The sequence below is a fragment of the Methylocystis sp. genome, from assembly GCF_051062815.1.
Lineage (GTDB): Bacteria > Pseudomonadota > Alphaproteobacteria > Rhizobiales > Beijerinckiaceae > Methylocystis.
Window position 1 is genome coordinate 1 of record NZ_JBPFDU010000093.1, and the last position, 18,983, is coordinate 18,983.

The 18,983-nt window shown below is 64.1% G+C and carries 19 protein-coding genes; 10 read left to right on the top strand and 9 right to left on the bottom strand.

Translation table 11 applies throughout. The features are described 5' to 3' along the window. From tuf to ACR65W_RS19255, 5 genes are all read right to left on the bottom strand, one after another. The coding region (gene tuf / locus ACR65W_RS19235; RefSeq protein ID WP_434503024.1) for an elongation factor Tu at nt 1–1,187 on the bottom strand (1,187 nt) is incomplete at its 3' end. A 46-nt stretch (nt 1,188–1,233) separates the two neighbouring features. Next, nucleotides 1,234–3,309 carry an elongation factor G gene (gene fusA / locus ACR65W_RS19240; RefSeq protein ID WP_434499162.1) on the bottom strand — a complete coding sequence of 692 codons (2,076 nt, stop codon included), beginning with the start codon at nt 3,307–3,309 and terminating at the stop codon, nt 1,234–1,236. 11 nt (nt 3,310–3,320) lie between these two features. Next, the gene (rpsG, locus tag ACR65W_RS19245) at nt 3,321–3,791 is read right to left on the bottom strand and encodes a 30S ribosomal protein S7 (RefSeq protein WP_018406024.1); all 471 of its coding nucleotides are present in this window, start codon (nt 3,789–3,791) and stop codon (nt 3,321–3,323) included. Nucleotides 3,792–3,802: 11 nt separating this feature from the next. Continuing rightward, nucleotides 3,803–4,174 (bottom strand): 30S ribosomal protein S12, encoded by a 372-nt coding sequence (gene rpsL, locus ACR65W_RS19250; protein WP_014890767.1) that lies wholly within the window; start codon nt 4,172–4,174, stop codon nt 3,803–3,805. Between the two features lie 493 nt (nt 4,175–4,667). Further along, nucleotides 4,668–6,731 carry a toll/interleukin-1 receptor domain-containing protein gene (locus ACR65W_RS19255; RefSeq protein ID WP_434499163.1) on the bottom strand — a complete coding sequence of 688 codons (2,064 nt, stop codon included), beginning with the start codon at nt 6,729–6,731 and terminating at the stop codon, nt 4,668–4,670. Between the two features lie 260 nt (nt 6,732–6,991). Here ACR65W_RS19255 and ACR65W_RS19260 point away from each other — a divergent pair, with 260 nt between their 5' ends. After that, complete coding sequence (locus ACR65W_RS19260) at nt 6,992–7,231, top strand: YdcH family protein (RefSeq protein WP_175095884.1); 240 nt, start codon at nt 6,992–6,994, stop codon at nt 7,229–7,231. A 154-nt stretch (nt 7,232–7,385) separates the two neighbouring features. Here ACR65W_RS19260 and ACR65W_RS19265 read toward each other — a convergent pair whose 3' ends face one another. Next, nucleotides 7,386–7,811 (bottom strand): hypothetical protein, encoded by a 426-nt coding sequence (locus ACR65W_RS19265; RefSeq protein ID WP_434499164.1) that lies wholly within the window; start codon nt 7,809–7,811, stop codon nt 7,386–7,388. A gap of 484 nt (nt 7,812–8,295) precedes the next feature. On the opposite strand from ACR65W_RS19265, the gene ACR65W_RS19270 reads away from it, so the two are divergent. The 6 genes from ACR65W_RS19270 (at nt 8,296) to ACR65W_RS19295 (ending at nt 14,267) form a co-directional block, all read left to right on the top strand. After that, complete coding sequence (locus tag ACR65W_RS19270; RefSeq protein ID WP_014890774.1) at nt 8,296–8,994, top strand: response regulator transcription factor; 699 nt, start codon at nt 8,296–8,298, stop codon at nt 8,992–8,994. A gap of 22 nt (nt 8,995–9,016) precedes the next feature. Beyond that, a complete protein-coding gene (locus tag ACR65W_RS19275) occupies nt 9,017–10,927 on the top strand; it encodes a stimulus-sensing domain-containing protein (protein ID WP_434499165.1) in 1,911 nt (636 codons plus the stop codon). After that, complete coding sequence (locus tag ACR65W_RS19280) at nt 10,924–11,388, top strand: HPr kinase/phosphorylase (RefSeq protein ID WP_434499166.1); 465 nt, start codon at nt 10,924–10,926, stop codon at nt 11,386–11,388. The genes ACR65W_RS19275 and ACR65W_RS19280 overlap by 4 nt, the downstream gene beginning before the upstream one ends. A 189-nt stretch (nt 11,389–11,577) precedes the next feature. Beyond that, on the top strand, nt 11,578–11,979 hold the full coding sequence (locus tag ACR65W_RS19285) for a PTS sugar transporter subunit IIA (protein ID WP_014890777.1): 402 nt from the start codon (nt 11,578–11,580) through the stop codon (nt 11,977–11,979). Beyond that, a complete protein-coding gene (locus ACR65W_RS19290) occupies nt 11,976–12,293 on the top strand; it encodes an HPr family phosphocarrier protein (RefSeq protein ID WP_434497312.1) in 318 nt (105 codons plus the stop codon). Before ACR65W_RS19285 ends, ACR65W_RS19290 begins: the two co-directional genes overlap by 4 nt. Nucleotides 12,294–12,452: 159 nt before the next feature. Beyond that, the gene (locus tag ACR65W_RS19295; RefSeq protein ID WP_434499167.1) at nt 12,453–14,267 is read left to right on the top strand and encodes a glucan ABC transporter ATP-binding protein/ permease; all 1,815 of its coding nucleotides are present in this window, start codon (nt 12,453–12,455) and stop codon (nt 14,265–14,267) included. Nucleotides 14,268–14,378: 111 nt separating this feature from the next. On the opposite strand, the gene rpsR is transcribed toward ACR65W_RS19295, so the two are convergent. Both rpsR and rpsF read right to left on the bottom strand, forming a co-directional pair. Then, nucleotides 14,379–14,615, bottom strand: coding sequence for a 30S ribosomal protein S18 (rpsR, locus tag ACR65W_RS19300; protein ID WP_014890780.1), 237 nt, complete (start codon nt 14,613–14,615; stop codon nt 14,379–14,381). Beyond that, on the bottom strand, nt 14,612–15,067 hold the full coding sequence (gene rpsF / locus ACR65W_RS19305) for a 30S ribosomal protein S6 (RefSeq protein ID WP_434499168.1): 456 nt from the start codon (nt 15,065–15,067) through the stop codon (nt 14,612–14,614). The genes rpsR and rpsF overlap by 4 nt, the downstream gene beginning before the upstream one ends. 349 nt (nt 15,068–15,416) lie before the next feature. On the opposite strand from rpsF, the gene ACR65W_RS19310 reads away from it, so the two are divergent. Then, on the top strand, nt 15,417–15,554 hold the full coding sequence (locus tag ACR65W_RS19310) for a hypothetical protein (protein WP_196404481.1): 138 nt from the start codon (nt 15,417–15,419) through the stop codon (nt 15,552–15,554). Between the two features lie 72 nt (nt 15,555–15,626). Next, nucleotides 15,627–16,448, top strand: a complete 822-nt coding sequence (gene panB, locus ACR65W_RS19315) for a 3-methyl-2-oxobutanoate hydroxymethyltransferase (RefSeq protein ID WP_434499169.1) — start codon at nt 15,627–15,629, stop codon at nt 16,446–16,448. Here the strand turns inward: panB and ACR65W_RS19320 are convergent. Then, entirely contained in the window at nt 16,445–17,800 is a 1,356-nt protein-coding gene (locus ACR65W_RS19320; RefSeq protein WP_434499170.1) for a UDP-N-acetylglucosamine-peptide N-acetylglucosaminyltransferase, read from the bottom strand. The two genes, panB and ACR65W_RS19320, sit on opposite strands and share 4 nt — an antisense overlap. A gap of 169 nt (nt 17,801–17,969) precedes the next feature. Here ACR65W_RS19320 and hemH point away from each other — a divergent pair, with 169 nt between their 5' ends. Further along, on the top strand, nt 17,970–18,977 hold the full coding sequence (gene hemH / locus ACR65W_RS19325; RefSeq protein WP_434499171.1) for a ferrochelatase: 1,008 nt from the start codon (nt 17,970–17,972) through the stop codon (nt 18,975–18,977). The last annotated feature ends 6 nt before the right edge of the window (nt 18,978–18,983 follow it).

Sequence of the window (18,983 nt, forward strand, 5' to 3'; positions counted from 1 at the left end):
TCGATGATGCTGGCGACGACGCCGGCGCCGACCGTTCGGCCGCCTTCGCGGATGGCGAAGCGCAGCTTCTCCTCCATGGCGATCGGCACGATCAGCGCGACCTCCATCGTCACATTGTCGCCCGGCATCACCATCTCCACGCCCTCCGGCAATGTGACGATGCCGGTCACGTCCGTCGTGCGGAAATAGAACTGCGGACGGTAGTTGGTGAAGAACGGCGTATGACGGCCGCCCTCTTCCTTGGTGAGGATATACGCCTCAGCCTTGAACTTGGTATGCGGCTTCACCGAACCCGGCTTACACAGCACCTGGCCGCGCTCGACGTCCTCGCGCTTCGTGCCGCGCAGCAGGCAGCCGACATTGTCGCCCGCCTCGCCCTGGTCGAGCAGCTTGCGGAACATCTCGACGCCCGTCACCGTCGACTTCGTCGTCGGACGGATGCCGACGATCTCGACTTCCTCGCCCACCTTGATCACGCCGCGCTCGATGCGCCCCGTCACCACCGTGCCGCGGCCCGAAATCGAGAACACGTCCTCGACCGGCATCAGGAACGGCTGATCCTTCGGCCGCTCCGGCTGCGGGATGTAGGCGTCGACCGTCTCCATCAGCTTCAGGATCGCGTCATGGCCGATCTCGGGATTCTTGCCCTCGAGCGCGCACAGCGCCGAACCCTTGGTGATCGGAATGTCGTCGCCGGGGAACTCATATTTGCTGAGCAGCTCGCGCACTTCGAGCTCGACGAGCTCGAGAAGCTCCGGATCGTCGACCATGTCGACCTTGTTGAGGAACACGACGAGCGCCGGCACGCCGACCTGACGGGCGAGCAGAATGTGCTCGCGGGTCTGCGGCATCGGGCCGTCGGCCGCCGAGACCACCAGGATCGCGCCGTCCATCTGCGCCGCGCCGGTGATCATGTTCTTCACATAGTCGGCGTGGCCGGGGCAGTCGACATGGGCGTAATGGCGGTTCTTCGTCTCATATTCGACATGCGCCGTCGAAATCGTGATGCCGCGCGCCTTCTCTTCCGGCGCCTTGTCGATCTGGTCATAGGCCGTAAAGGTCGCCCCGCCCGTCTCCGCCAGAACCTTGGTGATCGCCGCCGTCAAAGACGTTTTGCCATGGTCGACGTGCCCAATCGTCCCAATGTTGCAGTGCGGCTTCGTGCGTGAAAACTTTTCCTTGGCCATCGCCGTGCTCCTCTTAAAGAGTTCCGTTTGCCCGTAGTGATCGAGATCAGGCGTATTTCGCCTGCACCTTCTTCGACTCCGCCTCGGGCACTTGTTCGTAGTGATCGAATTGCATCGTGTAGCTCGCGCGTCCCTGGGTGAAGGAGCGCAGCTGATTGACGTAGCCGAACATGTTGGCGAGCGGCACCATGGCGTTGATCACCACGGCGTTGGCGCGCATGTCCTGACCCTGAATCTGTCCGCGACGGGAATTCAGATCGCCGATGACAGAACCGGTATATTCCTCCGGCGTCACCACCTCGACCTTCATGATCGGCTCGAGCAGCACCGAGCCGCCCTTCTGCAGCGCTTCGCGCGTCGCGGCGCGCGAGGCGATCTCGAAGGCGAGCACCGACGAGTCGACGTCGTGGAAGGCGCCGTCGATGAGCGTCGCTTTCAGATCGACGACAGGGAAGCCGGCGAGAATGCCGGACGTCGTCACCGAGGCGATGCCCTTGTCGACGCCGGGGATATATTCCTTCGGCACCGCGCCGCCGACGATCTTGCTCTCGAACTCATTGCCCTTGCCGGCTTCATTGGGTTCGAAAATGATCTTCACGCGCGCGAACTGGCCGGTGCCGCCGGTCTGTTTCTTATGCGTATAGTCGATTTCAAGCTTGCGCCCGAGGCGCTCGCGATAGGCGACCTGCGGCGCGCCGATATTGGCGTCGACCTTATAGGTGCGCTTCAAAATGTCGACCTTAATGTCGAGATGCAGTTCGCCCATGCCCTTGAGGATGGTCTGGCCGCTTTCCTGATCGGTCGAGACGCGGAACGAGGGATCCTCCGCCGCGAGCTTCTGCAGCGCGATGCCGAGCTTCTCCTGATCGGCCTTCGACTTCGGCTCGATGGCGATCTCGATGACCGGATCCGGGAACTCCATCCGCTCCAGAATCACAGGCTTCTGCATGTCGCAGAGCGTGTCGCCGGTGCGCGTGTCCTTGAGGCCCGCGAGCGCGACGATGTCGCCCGCAAAGGCTTCCTTGATGTCTTCGCGATTATTGGCGTGCATCAGCAGCATGCGGCCGATGCGCTCTTTCTTCTCTTTCGTCGAATTGAGCACTGTCGTGCCGGAGTCGATCTTGCCCGAATAGACGCGGGCGAAGGTGATCGTGCCGACGAAGGGATCGTCCATGATCTTGAAAGCGAGCATGGAGAAGGGCTCGGAATCGAGCGGCTTGCGATCCAGCTCCTCGCCCGTGTCCACATCGACGCCCTTGATCGCCTCGCGATCGACCGGCGACGGCAGATAATGCACGACCGCGTCGAGCAGCGGCTGCACGCCCTTGTTCTTGAAGGCCGAGCCGCAGAACACCGGGATGAAGGCGATCTTGCGCACGGCGGCGCGGATGAGCCTGTGCAGCGTCTCCTCGTCCGGCTCCTGGCCGTCGAGATAGGCCGCCATGGCCTCGTCGTCCATTTCGACGGCGGCTTCGATCAGCGCCAAACGATAGTCCTTGGCCTTGTCGAGCAGGTCCGCAGGAATCTCTTCGTCGTGATATTTCGCGCCGAGGCCTTCGTCTTCCCAGACCACGGCCTTCATGCGCACGAGATCGATAATGCCCTTGAAATTCGACTCGGAGCCGATCGGCAATTGCACGCAGACCGGGCGGCCGCCGACGCGCGTCTTGATTTCCTCGACGCAGCGGTCGAAGTCGGCGCCGATCTTGTCCATTTTATTGACGAAGACGATGCGCGGCACATTGTATTTGTCGGCCTGACGCCAGACCGTCTCGGTCTGCGGCTCGACGCCCTGGTTGCCGTCGAGAACGCATACGGCGCCGTCGAGCACGCGCAGGCTGCGCTCGACCTCGATGGTGAAGTCGACGTGGCCGGGCGTATCGATGATGTTGAGGCGCTTGCCGTTCCAGAACGTCGTCGTTGCGGCGGACGTGATGGTGATGCCGCGCTCCTGCTCCTGCTCCATCCAATCCATCGTCGCGGCGCCTTCATGCACCTCGCCGATTTTATGGCTCTTGCCGGAGTAATAGAGGATGCGCTCCGTCGTCGTCGTCTTGCCCGCATCGATGTGGGCCATGATGCCGAAGTTACGGTAGTCCTCGATCGGATGAGAGCGGGCCATGACGGTTGTCCTTACCAGCGGTAGTGCGAGAAGGCGCGGTTGGCCTCCGCCATGCGATGCGTGTCTTCGCGCTTCTTCACCGCGGCGCCGCGGTTGTTGGACGCGTCGAGCAGTTCGGCCGACAGACGGTCGACCATGGTCTTGTCGTTGCGGGCGCGGGCCGCAGTGATGATCCAGCGGATGGCGAGCGCCTGACGACGCTCGTTGCGCACTTCGACCGGCACCTGATAGGTGGCGCCGCCGACGCGGCGGGACCGAACCTCGATCGCCGGCGCGACATTCTCGAGCGCCTGCTTGAAGACGGCGAGCGGATCGCTCTTGGCCTTCGACTCGACCTGATCGAGCGCGCCATAGACAATCTGCTCGGCGACCGACTTCTTGCCGTCGTACATGATCGAGTTCATGAATTTCGTGAGAACGATGTCGCCAAACTTGGCGTCTTCGATCACTTCACGCTTTTCGGCCCGGTGGCGACGAGACATCGAATGGCTCCTTACTTCGGACGCTTCGCGCCGTATTTCGAACGGCGCTGCTTGCGGTCCTTGACGCCCTGCGTGTCCAGCACGCCGCGCAGAATGTGATAGCGAACGCCGGGAAGATCCTTCACGCGGCCGCCGCGGATCATCACGACCGAGTGCTCCTGAAGGTTATGGCCCTCGCCCGGGATGTAGCCGATGACCTCGAACCCGTTGGTCAGGCGTACCTTGGCGACCTTGCGAAGCGCCGAGTTCGGCTTCTTCGGCGTCGTCGTATAGACGCGGGTGCACACGCCGCGCTTCTGCGGGCAGGACTGCAGATGGCGCGCCTTCTCGCGATAGGTCGGCGCTTGGCGCGGCTTGCGGATCAACTGGCTGATCGTCGGCATTCAATAGGGTCCTTCGCGTGATTGCGAATGGCGGATGTCAAGGGATCCCGCCGCGCATGGCCTTAAAGGCACGCGCAAACGAGCGAAGCGCCGATGGCCGTAAGGGCCAAGGCGCTTCTAACGCAGAGGATCCCGTCGCCGGGATCGTGCCTTCCTGTCAGTCGCTTTCGCGACGTGCTGATTACCAATTACATTTGGCGGTCACAGGCAAGGCGACAGCGTTTAAGTTCGAAGGATCGAGAGCGAGGCGCTCGCCGACGGCATGAACTTACGGCCTGTCGAAAGTGGGCGGAACCTAATCGCGAAGATTAGGTGCGTCAAGCGAAGAGTGCGTCATGAGGGAGAAATTCGTTTCCCTTCGTCATTGCGAGCGAAGCGAAGCAATCCAGAGCCGCGCCCGCTGCCCTGGATTGCTTCGTCGCGATGCTCCTCGCAATGACGACGGCTGCATTTCAAGACCGTCTATAGAAAAGTCCGCTAAGCGTCATTTTTGTCATTGAGGAAGAAAATTCTTCAAGAACTCAATCACCGGCCCCGCGTGCTCGCCGAGCTTCTGCGCCGCCTCGTCCCAGCCTTTGATCGCCGCCGCCATGTCCTTGCCCTTGTAGAACGCTCGGTAAACCGCGTTGATCGTGCTGGTGATCGAAAACGCCTGCGCCTTTTCCGGGTTGGGCGCGTCTATCGGGTCCGGACGAGGCGCGAGAACGCCCGGCTCGAGCTGGAGCGCGGGCGCCGCGGGATGCGGCGCGAAGTCTTCCTCGACCTTGTCGATGCCGCGCGAAACGGCGGGCTCAAAAATATCGGGCGTATATTCGCGCACGATCTCGACAAAGCCGGCGATGGCGTCCCTCGGAAGCGGCGCGGACAAGGCGCCGCTTCGCACATCGTCATAGAAGCGGCCGACGCCCGGATAGAAGGGCCGCAGCGCGATGTGAAACTCCAGAACGCGATTGAGCCGTTCGGCGAGCGCCCGCGCCAGAATATTGGCGTCTTCGTCGAAAAGCCCGCGCAGAACCCGCGCCTCGGCGTCGGCGAGCAGGAGATTGCCGCTGCCCGGCGCCGCCGGCAGCTCCTCGAGATAAGTCTCCAGGGCTATCCGATAATCAGGCCGAGCGTTGAATCTTTGCGCGGCCAAATCAGAGATCAGTCGTTCAACTGTCTTACGGCAGCCGTCGAGCCGGTCGTGATGGTCCCGATCGCTGCCGGCAAAGGGGAAAACGGGCGTGTTCTGCGGTCCGGCGACGACAGTGACGCGATGCGCAGCGTTCCAGCCGAAGTCGAAAGGCGCCGATATGTTTTCGACAGGCTTTGGCAGCGGCTTTGGCGCCAGCGCCCGCAGAATCGCCTGCCCGCGCGCCTCGCCCGAAAGCTCGACAAGGTTGACGAAAACGATCTGACTCGCGAGCGAGTTGAGCTTTGTCTGTCGCAACAGCAGGGGGAGGATTTTTCGCCCGGCGCCGCCGGGGTCGCGGTTATAGGCGGCGGCCCATTCCGCCTGACAATGGTTTGACGCCTCATAGTCCGGCGACAGCAGGGCGACGAATTTTCGCGAGGACTCAAGTCCGTTCTGCATCTCTCGGACAAAATTATTGCCGGGCGCAATATCCTTGAACTGCGCGAAGGTTGAATGGCCGGCCCGTTCGAGAATGTCTGCAATCTCGCGGGCGTCGGCTTCGTCCTTGCTGCTGTAGCTGATGAAGAAATCCCACTGGTGGTCCGCATGCGGTGGTTTGTCGGCGTCCCACGCCTCTTGCAGCTCGGCGATCCGCCGGGCGAGTTCTGCGTTCTGTTCGGCGACGGCCTTTTCTGGCGGATCAACGGGAAGCGTTGCGAACAGCAGTTCGATTTCTTCGGTGTCCTCGCGCCCGTTGATACGGCGTTGATACCAGTCGAGCCAGGGCCGCCAATGCGGCTCCCCCAGGGCGGCTAATAGTTCGCTGTAATTCTCGTGCACCCAATTCGGAGGCGCTTTTCTGAGCCAAAGCTTTTCGCTCGCGAAAACGCTTGGCGCCACCGATTTAAGCCGATTGGCGTCGGCGCTCACCGCTTCCCAAACATCGGCGTCGGCGGCGGCGGCGGAGGCGGCGGCGTCGGCGGCGGAGGCGGCGGAGGCGGCGGAGGCGGCGGAGTCGGCGGCGGCGGCGGCGGCGGCGGCGGGGACGGTGGCATCAGCGGCGGAGGCGGGGACGCTGGCATCAGCGGCGTAGGCAGCGGCGTAGGCGGCGAGGTAGGCGGCGGCGTCGGCGACGGCGGTGGCGGAGGCGGCGGCGGCGGAGCCGGCGGCGGCGGCGTAGTTGGCGGCGGCGCGGGGTCGAAAGTCATTGGCGCGGGTAGGATATTTGGCGGCGACCCGCGCCAATGCGGTCGCCCAAAAGGACGCGAACGTCAGTGTCGCGAAATCGCGTGACTCGCGCTTTCCCCGGCGCAGCAATGGCAAGGCGCGTAGCGCCGCCCGCGCGGCGATGACGACGCTGACCTCGCGTGGCTGCGTCTCCAGCCACGCCTCAAGTTTTTCGCGATCGGTGAAGTTCCGTTCGCCGTCTGAAAAGTCGTTCATCGAAATCTCCGCGCCTCACAAGAATGAGCGGGTTGCGCGCGCGTCGCAAGGGCGCCGACATTCCGGGCGCGCGCCGCACGACCGGGAATCCATTTGCAACATCAATGATGTCCGGGCGTTGCTCTGGATGCCCGCTGTTGCGGGCATGACAGCGCGGTGCACGAATGCGGCGCAAATCGTCGCAGGCGGCGAAGGGGCTGTTCAACGGCGCCGCGAAAGCCGGTAAGTTCACGCTGAAAAAACAGGGAGGAACCGACCGTATGAGCCATGTTGCGCATGAGTTGCACGAAGAATTTCCGGAGCAGGCCGAGGCGATTCATGCGCTGAAGGCCGGAAACGCCCATTTCGCCCGCATCGCCGAGGATTATCACACGCTCAATCGCGCCATTCACCGCATGGAGACCAATGTCGAGCCGGCCGACGACGCGACGATCGAAGATTTGAAAAGGAAGCGGCTCGCGCTCAAGGACGAGATCGCCGGCTTCCTGGCGACGGTTTAAGACCCCCGGCCCTCCCCCGCTGCGCGGGAGAGGGAGCCAGGCGCCGCACTTCATTCCGGGCAGCCCTTGGAAAATTCAGCCGAGGCGCCGTTCCTCCCCTCTCCCGCGTAGCGGGGGAGGCGCCGAGCGCAGCGAGCCGGAGGGGGCGCAAATCTTATCGATATTGCGCAGGCGGCTGTGGATTGTTGGCGGGGTTGCTGTCGTGCTTGGTCAGGCGGGCGACCAGCGGGCCGCCGACGAGGGGTTGAAGGTCCGCCTCCAGCGCGTCGGCGACGTCCTTTCCATAGATTTCCTCACCGGCGACATGGATCGAGAAGGCTTTGCCGTGCTTCTCGATTTTCGCCGGGTCTTCGATCACCGCCTTGGTCCATTTGTACAGCGGGAAATTCTCCTCGCCGCGCTGTTCGGCCGCGGCGACATATTCGGAAAAGGCGTCGAGCTGGTTCCGAAGCTTCGCGTTATGTTTGGCGAGAATATCGCTGAGCGGTTTTAAAGCCGGATTTTCCGGATCCTTGCGCGCGAGCTTGGCCGCCGCGTCGACGAGATTGACCCGAACCTGATATGCCCAATCTTCGCTCATCGATCCACTCCCTGGGGCTGCCGCGCGCCGCGCCTTTTTTCATTTGCTCCTTATGAGCCGAACGGCGTCGGGGCTGAAAGAACCTTTAGCAGATTGGCGAAAACCCGAGATTTTCCAACCCCCGGCGCGTCGCCAGACTGGCGCTGCGGCCAAGCTATCCCATTGTCGCCATTATGTTTAATCGCGCATGCCCTGGCACAAGGTGATTTTTTCAGCAATACTGTGTATAAGCGGTCCAGCGGCATCGAGGCGGCGCCGCCCCTGGGAACGGACGTCGGCCACATTTCAGCCGCCTTGGCCTCGGAACTTGTCGGGTCGACGGCGCCTTTCGAACGTCCCGCTGTCGAGTCGATAAGAGTGTCGACTGTTGAGCATCGACGTCGCGCCTTTCGAGGAATCGGGGGCGGCCGTTTCGCGCGGAAAGCGCAGTCACGTCGCGCCGGCCCGGACGTTAAATTGCGGCCGCACATAGCAAAGGGTGAAGATGCCGACCATCGCTCTCGTCGACGACGATCGAAACATTCTCACCTCTGTCTCCATCGCTCTGGAGGGCGAGGGGTATCGCGTCCAGACCTATACCGACGGCGCGCAGGCGCTCGACGGGCTGCGCGCCAACCCGCCCGATCTGGCGATCTTCGACATTAAGATGCCGCGAATGGACGGCATGGAGCTTCTGCGTCGACTGCGGCAGAAGTCCGACCTCCCGGTGATTTTTCTTACCTCCAAGGACGAGGAAATCGACGAGCTGTTCGGCCTGAAAATGGGCGCGGACGACTTCATTCATAAGCCCTTCTCGCAACGGCTGCTCGTCGAGCGCGTGAAGGCGATCCTGCGGCGCGCCAATCCCAAGGAGGCCGCGGCTCAGAAGGAATCTGAGGCCAAGGTCCTGGAGCGCGGCGCGCTCGTGATGGACCCTGAGCGCCACACCTGCACCTGGCGAGGCGATCCGGTGGTGCTGACCGTGACCGAATTCCTGATTTTGCAGTCGCTGGCCCAGCGTCCCGGCGTCGTGAAGAGCCGCAATGCGCTCATGGACGCGGCCTATGACGACCAGGTCTATGTCGACGATCGAACGATCGACAGCCACATCAAGCGATTGCGCAAGAAATTCAAGGTTGTGGACAATGATTTCGAAATGATCGAGACGCTCTATGGCGTGGGCTATCGATTCAAGGAAGCCTGAGCTCTCGCGGAGGGGACGCGAGATGGACGCAAGCATCGAGGGTGACGGCGACGTGACCGCCGTCGGCGACCCGGTCGCGGAAGCGCCGCGCCAGACGGTCCCGGCCGCGGCCCCTGCGCGCAACGCCGCCGCAGTGCGAGCCCGTCTGTGGCGGATCATCTCGCTCCGCTTCGCGCGGGCGCTGCGAACGGTCCAGTCGCATCTTTCGTCCTCGCTCACCCGCCGCATCGTCGTTCTCAATCTTGGCGGGCTCGTCGCGCTGCTGGCGGGGTTCCTCTACCTCAACCAGTTTCGCGAAGGTCTGATCGACGCCCGCGTGCAAAGCCTGCAGACGCAGGGCGAGATCATCGCCGCGGCGGTGGCGGCCTCGGCGACGGTGGACACCGACGCCATCTCGATCGATCCGGAAAAGCTGTTGAAGCTCGCGCCGGGAGAGAGCGCGAGCGGCGCCGAAGGCGGGTCGCCGCTGGAGTTTTCGCTCAATCCCGAGCGCGTCGGGCCGCTGCTGCGGCGTCTGGTGTCGCCGACGCGGCTGCGGGCGCGCATCTACGACCGCGACGGCTTTCTGCTGCTCGACTCGCGCTCCGTCTCGGGTCGCTCGAACATTCTGCGCTTCGAGTTGCCGCCGGCGGCCGGCCAGCCCACGACCCTCGACGCATCCTCCTTCCTCGAAAAATCGCTGGAGTTTGTCCAGCGGCTGTCACATCGGCCGGAGCTGCCGCTTTACGAAGACATCGGCATGGGCAATGGCAAAGCCTATCCTGAGGTCGGCAGCGCGCTCGGCGGCCACATTCATTCGGTGGTGCGCGCCAACGCCAGGGGCGAAACCATCATTTCCGTCGCCGTCCCGGTTCAGCGCTTCCGGTCGGTGCGCGGCGCGTTGCTCCTCTCGACCATGGGCGGCGACATCGACGCCGTCATCGTCACGGAACGCTGGGGCATCATCCGTATCTTTCTGGTCTCGGCCGGCGTGATGCTGCTGATCTCGCTATTCTTCACCAATACGATCACCGAACCGATGCGCCGCCTCGCCGAGGCCGCCGAGCGTGTGCGACGCGGCGTGAAGTCCCGCCAGGAGATCCCGGACTTCTCGGACCGGCCGGACGAAATCGGCCATCTTTCCGGCGCGTTGCGCGACATGACGAAGGCGCTCTACAACCGCATCGACGCGATCGAACATTTCGCCGCGGATGTCGCGCATGAACTCAAGAATCCGTTGACGTCTCTGCGCAGCGCCGTCGAAACGCTGCCGATCGCCAAGACAGAGGAGTCGCGCGACAGGCTGCTCGCCATCATCAAACATGACGTCGGCCGGCTCGACCGTTTGATCAGCGATATTTCCGACGCGTCTCGTCTCGACGCCGAACTCGCGCGCGCCGACATGGACGTGGTCGATCTCGCGGCGGCGCTATCGACCGTCGTCGACTTGGCGCGCGCCGTGGATCGCGGCGACGGCGTCAACATTCAACTGACCGTGCGCTCCTCTCCATACGACGCGCCGCGCAGCCGCTGGCGCGTTCTCGGCAATGACTCGCGTCTCGGCCAGGTGTTCAACAATCTGATCGACAATGGCCGGTCGTTTTCAAAGCCCGGCGGCGGCGTGCGCGTGCTGCTGTGGCCGGAGCGGGCCAAGGGGCCGGGCGGCCAGCAGATCGAGGGCTACGAGATCATCGTCGACGACGACGGCCCCGGAATTCCCGACGGCGCGTTCGATCGCATCTTCGAGCGTTTCTACACCGACCGCCCGGAACAGGGGTTTGGCCAGAATTCCGGGCTCGGGCTCTCGATCTCCCGCCAGATCATCGAGGCGCATGGCGGACGCATCCGCGCCCTCAACCGCACCCGCGCGCATCCGCAGGGCACTGACGAGCCTCTTCCCGGCGACGCCGTGCTCGGCGCGCGCTTTGTCGTCTGGTTGCCTTCGGCGCGATGACGCCGCCGCAAGCGTCAGAGTATGTTCACGCCACTGCGCTGGTTCTCGGCGAATTCGGCCTGCTGCTGCGCGGACCGTCCGGCGCCGGCAAGAGCGCGCTCAGCTTACAGCTTGTCGCCGACTGGCGGGCGCGCGGCGCTTTCGCGGCGCTTGTCGGCGACGACCGAGTCGCGCTCGAAGCGCGTCACGGCCGCCTGATCGCAAGGCCGCATCCGTCGATCCGCGGCATGATCGAGGCGCGTGGTCTCGGGCTGTTACGCGTCGCCTATGAGCCGGCCTGCGTCCTGCGGGCCGTCATCGACCTCCTCGCGTCCGGAGAGTCGCCGAAACGATATCCGGACGAGGACGACGCAACGACTCGGTTGAGCGGCGTGACGCTGCCGCGTATGTTCGAAAACGCCGCAAACGTCGGGGCGGCGGCGCGGATTGCGGCTTACATTCAGAACGTTGTGACAAATTGACGGAGTTCTGCTGTTTTCGCTTGCCTATTTCGCCGCGTTGCACAAAATGTCGCCCCTGTTGAGCGGGGCGATCACGGCGGGCGCAACGGCTCCTCCTACGATGCAATTTGGCTCCGTTCGCCCTTGCGGGCCGACGCATTTTACGAGACATCGGCGCGCAAGAGACGTCTTCATGAGTGGTAGGGTCGTATGATCGGAATGGTCTTGGTGACCCATGGCCACCTTGCCACTGAGTTTCGCGCGGCGCTCGAACACGTCGTCGGACCTCAAAAGCAGATTGCGGCGATCTCGATAGGGCCCGAGGACGATATGGAGCGCCGGCGCGGGGATATCATCGAGGCGATCCGCGAGGCCGACAGCGGCGACGGCGTGGTGCTGCTCACCGATATGTTCGGCGGCACGCCCTCCAATCTTGCAATATCCGTAATGGATGGCGGAAAGGTGGAGGTTCTCGCGGGGGTCAACCTGCCGATGCTGATCAAACTCGCTTCGGTCCGCGATACGCAACCTTTGGAGCAGGCGGTGCTGCAGGCGCAGGACGCCGGCCGCAAATATGTTTACATCGCCAGCAAAGTGCTTAACGCGAAATGAATGACCTCGTGACCGATAAATTGCCTCAGGCTGCGGCCGAAGACTCCATGTCGCGGGAACTCGCGATCGTCAACAAGAAGGGGCTGCACGCCCGCGCGACCGCCAAATTCGTGCAGTGCTGCGAGAAATTCGACGCCGTCATCACTGTTTCGAGAGGCGACGAAACCGTCGGCGGCAGCTCGATCATGGGCATTCTGACGCTGGGCGCAAGCCAAGGCGCGACCATCACCGTCACCGCGACGGGCCCCCAGGCGAAGGCGGCCCTCGACGCGCTGGAGACGCTCGTCGCCCATCGCTTCGGCGAGGACGAATAGCGCGGCGCATGACGCCGTCGGAAGCGGCCGCAAGCGCGCGCGCCAAACCTTTGCGCGCAAACGGCCAGCCCTGTAGAGCGCCGCGTTATTTGAAGGCGACGCGAAAGTCGCGATCCCTCGCACGTTGCTGAACCTTCCCCTGCTGGCAGGCGTCGTCAAATGTCCGTCTTTAAAGTTTACGTGCGGGTGCTGGGGCTGTTGCGACCTCAGGCGCGGCTTGCGCTCATACTGGTCGCGGCCAATCTGGCGCTCGCCGTCTCCGCCTTCGCCGAGCCTATGCTCTTTGGGCGCATCATCGACCGTATGACGCGCGCACAAGCGCCCGGCGCGACTTTGACATGGAGCGATCTGCTGCCGCTGGTGTCCGCCTGGGCCGCCTTCGGCCTGTTTTCGATCGGCGGCGCCATTCTCGTCGGCCTCAACGCCGATCGTCTGGCGCATCGCCGCCGGCTTGCGATCATGTCGGATTATTTCGACCATGTTCTCAGCCTGCCGCTGAGTTTTCACACCAACGTCCACTCCGGACGTCTCTTAAAGATCATGCTCGATGGGGCGAACGCCATGTCGGGGCTTTGGCTGTCGTTCTTTCGCGAGAACTGCGCATCTTTCGTCGCGCTCTTCGTGCTCTTGCCGGCGACGCTGTTCGTCAATTGGCGGCTCGGCTCGCTGCTCATGGCGCTTGTCGCGCTCTTTTATTTCGTGACGAGCTTCGTCCTGCGACGCACGGAAGATCTGCAGGGCCAGGTCGAGCGCTACAATTCGACGCTCGCCGAACATGCGTCCGACGCGCTTGGCAACATCCCCGTGGTGCAGAGCTTTACGCGCATCGAAAGCGAGTCGCATGCGCTGAACCGCATCATCGATGACGTCATCGCGGCGCAGATGCCCGTTCTCTCTTGGTGGGCCTTCGTCGCCGTCGCCAGCCGCGCCTCGGCGACGCTGACGATTCTAGCGATTTTCCTGCTTGGCGTCTGGCTGCATTTGCGCGGACAGGCGACGATCGGCGAGATCGTCGCCTTCATGAGCTTTGCAACGATGCTGATCGCCCGCCTCGAACAGGCGGTCGGCTTCGTCAATGTCCTGTTCCAGCAGTCTGCGAAGATTGCGGAATTCTTCGGCGTGCTCGACACGCCGGCGAGCGTCGCTGATCGCCCGCATGCCCGCGACGCGGAGCGGCTTGTGGGCGCGGTCGAATTCGACAGCGTCACCTTCGCCTACGACGGGCGACGGCCGGCGGTGCGCGACGTGTCGTTTGTGGCCAATCCTGGAGAAACGATTGCGCTCGTCGGCTCCACAGGCTCAGGAAAATCAACGACGCTCGGGCTCTTGCATCGGGCTTTCGATCCAGACAGCGGCTCCGTGAAAATCGACGGCGTCGACATCCGCGAATTCACCTTGAGCTCGCTTCGCCGCAACATCGGCGTCGTCTTTCAGGAGCCGATGCTGTTTGCGCGATCGATCGAGGAAAATCTGCGAATCGGCAATCCGGACGCGACGGACGAGGAGATCGCACATGCGCTCGAACTGGCGCAGGCGACGGAATTCGTCGCGCATCAGAGCGACGGGCGAGCGACGCGCGTCGGCGAACGCGGCCGCTCGCTCTCGGGCGGCGAGCGCCAGCGGCTCTCGATCGCAAGGGCGCTGTTGAAAAACCCGCCGATCATGGTCTTCGACGAGGCGACCTCGGCGCTCGACGCGACGACCGAGCGGATGATCCAAAAGGCGCTGGAGGCGGCGATGAAGGGCCGCACGACCTTCGTCATCGCCCATCGGCTGGCCACCGTGCGCAACGCCGACCGCATCCTCGTCTTCGATCAGGGCGAGATCGTCGAGCGCGGCGGCTTCGACGAATTGGTCGCCAAGGGCGGTCGCTTCGCCATGCTGGCCGCGGCGCAGTTCATGACCGAGCCGACCGTTTCGACGACGCCGCTCGACGGGGTTTACGAAGCCGGCGCGCAGCAGCCGGCGGGGTGAGGCGGCAAGCGCGGCGCGGAGAAGCAAGCCAGCGACGAATACCGATCAATCGAAATAAAAAAGCCGCGCCCCTTTCAGGGCGCGGCCGCAGGCTTCAAAAACGCGATCTTCTTAGCGGATCACGTAAGGCAGCAGGCCCAAGAATCGGGCGCGCTTGATCGCCTGGGCGAGTTCGCGCTGCTTCTTGGCCGAAACGGCGGTGATGCGCGAGGGCACGATCTTGCCGCGCTCGCTGATGTAGCGGGACAGCAGGCGCGTGTCCTTGTAGTCGATCTTCGGCGCGTTGGCGCCGGTGAACGGGCAGGACTTGCGGCGGCGGAAGAAGGGGCGGCGCGGGGCGGTGCTCATTCGACCTCTCCTTCAACCTTGCCTTCTTCGCGGCGCGGGCGACGCTCGGGACGATCTCCCCGGTCGCCTCGATCCCCGCGGTCGCCTCTGTCGCCGCGCGGGCCGCGGCGATCGCCGCGGTCGTCGTCTTCACGTTTGCGAAGCTGCGCCGAAGGACCCTCCTCCAGCTCGTCGACGCGCAGCGTCAGCACGCGCAAAATATCTTCGTTGATGCTCTGCTGGCGCTGCATCTCCGCGAGCGCCGCCGGCGGCGCGTCGATGTTCATCAGGGTGAAATGCGCCTTGCGGTTCTTGTTGATCCGATAGGCGAGCGACTTGACGCCCCAATATTCGGTCTTGCCGACCGTGCCGCCAAGCGACGTGATGACATTTTTGAACTGCCCGGTCAGAGCCTCCACCTGCTGGGGAGAAACATCCTGACGGGCGAGATAGACATGCTCGTACAGAGGCATGGATTTTCGCCTTTCCGTTGCCGCGAGCCGCTCCGGCGCCAAGCCCTTCGAGCGCTTCTTGGGGACCTGCCCCGGAAAGGCTCGAGAAGGAAAGTTCGAAGGCGGAGGCACGGGAAGACGGGATTTAAAACCCTCGCTCGATTTAGCGCATATCCTTGCCCAAAAACCGCTATGCACTTTTCGGGGATATGCGCTCGAGCGCTTCCGTTCAGCCCCCGGCCGGGAACGTCGCGATCGGCGGTTTATACGCGGCTTTAAGCAGGATGCAAGAGCGCAAGGCCTCGCGGCTTGCCGCAGGGCGGCTCGGCCAGTATGGTCGCGCCGTCAAGCCGCCGCCAGGAGAGACGAGATGACGCGGAAAATCCGAGTGTTCGCGCTGCTGGCGGCCCTCTCCGCGCTGCTCTCCGCCTGCGACAAATGCGGCGGCTTCCAGGAAATCCGCGTTCCCGGCCAGCCGCACGCCTGCCGGGATGGCGTGGCGCGCTGACGCCTTCAAAGCCAGCGCCAGCCATCTGATATTAGAGTGCCATCCTGACGATTAGGCGCGCCGGAGCCGCATTTGTCCAACGCCAGCACCTTCCTCGACATGAAGCGCCGAGGCGAGAAGATCGTGGTCGTCACCGCCTATGACGCCCCGACCGCGCGCATCGAGGCGGAGGCCGGCGTCGACATCATCCTCGTCGGCGACAGCGTCGGGGTGAATGTTCTGGGCTATGCGCATGAGCGGCAGGTGACGCTCGCCGATATGGCGCATCACATCGCGGCGGTGCGGCGCGGCGCGCCCGAGATCTACATCATCGGCGATTTGCCCTATGCGACCTACGACACGCCCCAGCAGGCGATCGAAAGTTCGCGCCTGCTGCGCGAGGCCGGCGCCGATTGCGTGAAATTCGAAGGCGCGCAGCCCGATATCATGCGCGCCTTGACGGCGGCGGGGTTCGACGTGTGCGCTCATCTCGGCCTTGAATCGCAGCATCACGACGTGAAGCGGCGCCAGGGCAAGACCGCGCAGGCCGCCGCGAAACTCTATGACGACGCGTTGGCGCTCGACGCCGCCGGACAGAAATTTGTGGTGCTGGAGCTCGTGCCGCAGGAGCTCGCGGCGCGGATCACGCAAGCGATCGGCGCGCCGACGATCGGCATCGGCGCCGGCGCGGCGACAGACGGACAGGTGCTCGTCGTCAACGATCTCGCAGGGATCACCGCGCGTGAATTCAAGCACAACCGCCGCTATGGCGCCGTTGGCGCGGTGCTGCGCGAGGCCGTCGAGGCCTATGCGCGCGACGTTCGCGCCGGGCTCTTTCCGGCGGAGGAGCACGCCTTTCACATGGTCGACGACGAACGCTCCGCCTTCGAGCTCGCGGCGCGCGATGACTCTTAAGCCGCTCCGATGACGACGGGCGGCGCGCCGGCGAGACGCCGGCGCCACATGTCTTCGAACAGCGATTCCAGCGCGCGGGTGTAGGCGTAAACGTCGAAAAGCGCCGTCGTCAGGCGATTGGCGGCGAGCTTCGCCCGCAGTTCGGCGCAACGAACGGGATCGCCCGCCAAGACCAGCGCGATCTCCAAATATTCGTCGAAATCCGCCGCGATCAACTCCGGCAATCCGATCGCATGCAAGAGGCTGCCGGCCACGCGCGAGGGAAAGGTCTCGCCTGCGCAGGTCACGATCGGGACGCCCGCCCAAAGCGCGTCGCTCGCCGTCGTATGTGATCCGAAGGGCGCCGTGTCGAGCGCGAGATCGGCGAGTTGCAGGCGCGCCAGATGTTCGGCCTGCGGCAAATGCGGCGCGAAGATCATCCGCGCGGCGTCAATTCCGCGTCTGCGCATTTCATTGCGCAGATTGCCTTCCGCCAGCATCGCCGCCGAAAGCCACAGCACCGCGCCCGGCGTCGCCTCGAGCAGTCGCGCCCAAAGATCGAAGATAAAGGGCGTGAGCTTATAGGCCTGATTGAAGCAGCAATAGACGAAGCCTTCCGCCGGCAGACCGGCGGCGGCCCGGGACGGAGGCGCGCGCAGCGGCGTCCCGCGCCCATGCGGCTGATAGGCGTGCGGCAGATAGGCGAAGGCCTCCGAATAGGCCGACGCCGACGAGGGCGGCGTGACATAGCGATCGGTCACGATGTAATCGCACACGCCTGTTCCGAGCGTGCCGGGATAGCCGAGATAATTGACCTGGACGGGCGCCGGCCGCAGCATCATCACGCTGGTGCGCGCGCCCTGGGTGAAGCCTTTGAGGTCGATCAGAATATCGACGCCGTCCGCATTGATGAGGCGCGCGGCCTCAGCGTCGGTCAGCTGCGAAATGTCGGCGAACGCGTCGAAGGCGGCCCGCAGCCGCGTCCGCATCGCCCCCTCGACGCCGCAATAGCTGTATGCGCGAATCTCGAAGCGGGCGCGATCATGCGCCTCGAGCGTCTCGACGAGAAGATGCGCGGTCGCGTGCTCGTGGAAGTCGTTTGACAGATAGCCGACGCGGATCCTGCTGCGGGTGGAAAGGTCGAAGCGCATGGCGAGGCTCGCGCGCAGCGGCCCCGCCGCCAAAAGCCGCGCGGCGGTCCAGCTCTCGGAACAGGCGCGCTGTTCGCCGGCGGTGATGCCAGGCTCCGACAGCAGGAGGAAGGGGGGCGTCGCTGGCCCATCCGACAGGGCCAGCGCCGCGCGAATTTGCGGCGCGGCGGTGTCGAAATCGTCCCATTCGCACATGGCGCGGCTGCGAGATATGGATTTCATGGCGCCCTTTCGCGAGGGGCCAATCCGCATATCAGCCGGCCTTTGTGCGCGAAGCGATTTCCATGCCGCGCGACGATCGTCATCTGGCGAGTTGCCAGGACCGCCGCCTCTAGAAGATATTCTTTTGCCGCGCCGCGATCTGGGCGGGCGGTCCGCAACAAGGCTCCTCATGACGCCCGCCACGATCTCGAGAGAAGCGCCGGTCGGACTCCTGCTCGTCAATCTCGGCACGCCTGATGCGCCCGATGTCGCGGCGGTGCGGCGCTATCTGGCGGAATTTCTGTCCGACCGCAGGGTCGTCGACCTCCCGCGCGCGCTATGGCTGCCGATCCTCTACGGCGTCGTGCTCAACACCCGCCCGGCGCGCTCGGCGAAGCTCTATGAGTCGATCTGGAACGCCGACACGGGCGAAGGTCCGCTGAAGACCTTTACCCGCCTGCAAGCCGAGAAGCTGCAGGCGCGGATTGGCGCTCCGAACCTCATCATCGACTACGCGCTGCGCTACGGCGCGCCGTCGATCGCGACGCGGATCGACGCTCTGATTGCGCAAGGCTGCGCGCGGATCGCGCTGTTGCCGCTCTATCCGCAATATGCCTCGTCGACCACGGGCTCCGCCGCCGACGCCGCCTTCAACGCGCTGCATAACATGCGCAAGCAGCCGGCGCTCCGCATCGGCGCGCCCTATTACGACGACCCCGCCTATATCGACGCGCTCGCGACGAATATTACGCGCGCGCGCGCCGCGCTCGATTTCGAACCAGAGGTCATCATCGCCTCGTTCCATGGCCTTCCGCAGGCGCAGATCGATCGCGGCGATCCTTATCGCGCGCACTGCGAAGCGACGTGGCGACTGCTCTGCGAACGGCTCGGCATGAACGCCCAAAGCCTGCGTCTCGCCTTTCAGTCGCGCTTTGGCCGCGCGCGGTGGATCGAGCCCTATACGGCGGATGTGGTGACCGAGCTTGCCGGCGCCGGCGTCAAGCGCATCGCCGTCGTCGCGCCGGGATTTTCCGCCGATTGCCTGGAGACGATCGAAGAGCTTGGCGTCGAAATTCGCGATCTCTTTCTCAAGAAAGGCGGCGAGAAATTCGCCCGCCTGCCATGTCTCAACGACAGCGACGAAGGCATGGCGCTGATCGAGACTTTGGCGAAGCGCGAGACTGCGGGCTGGATCTGACGCGCG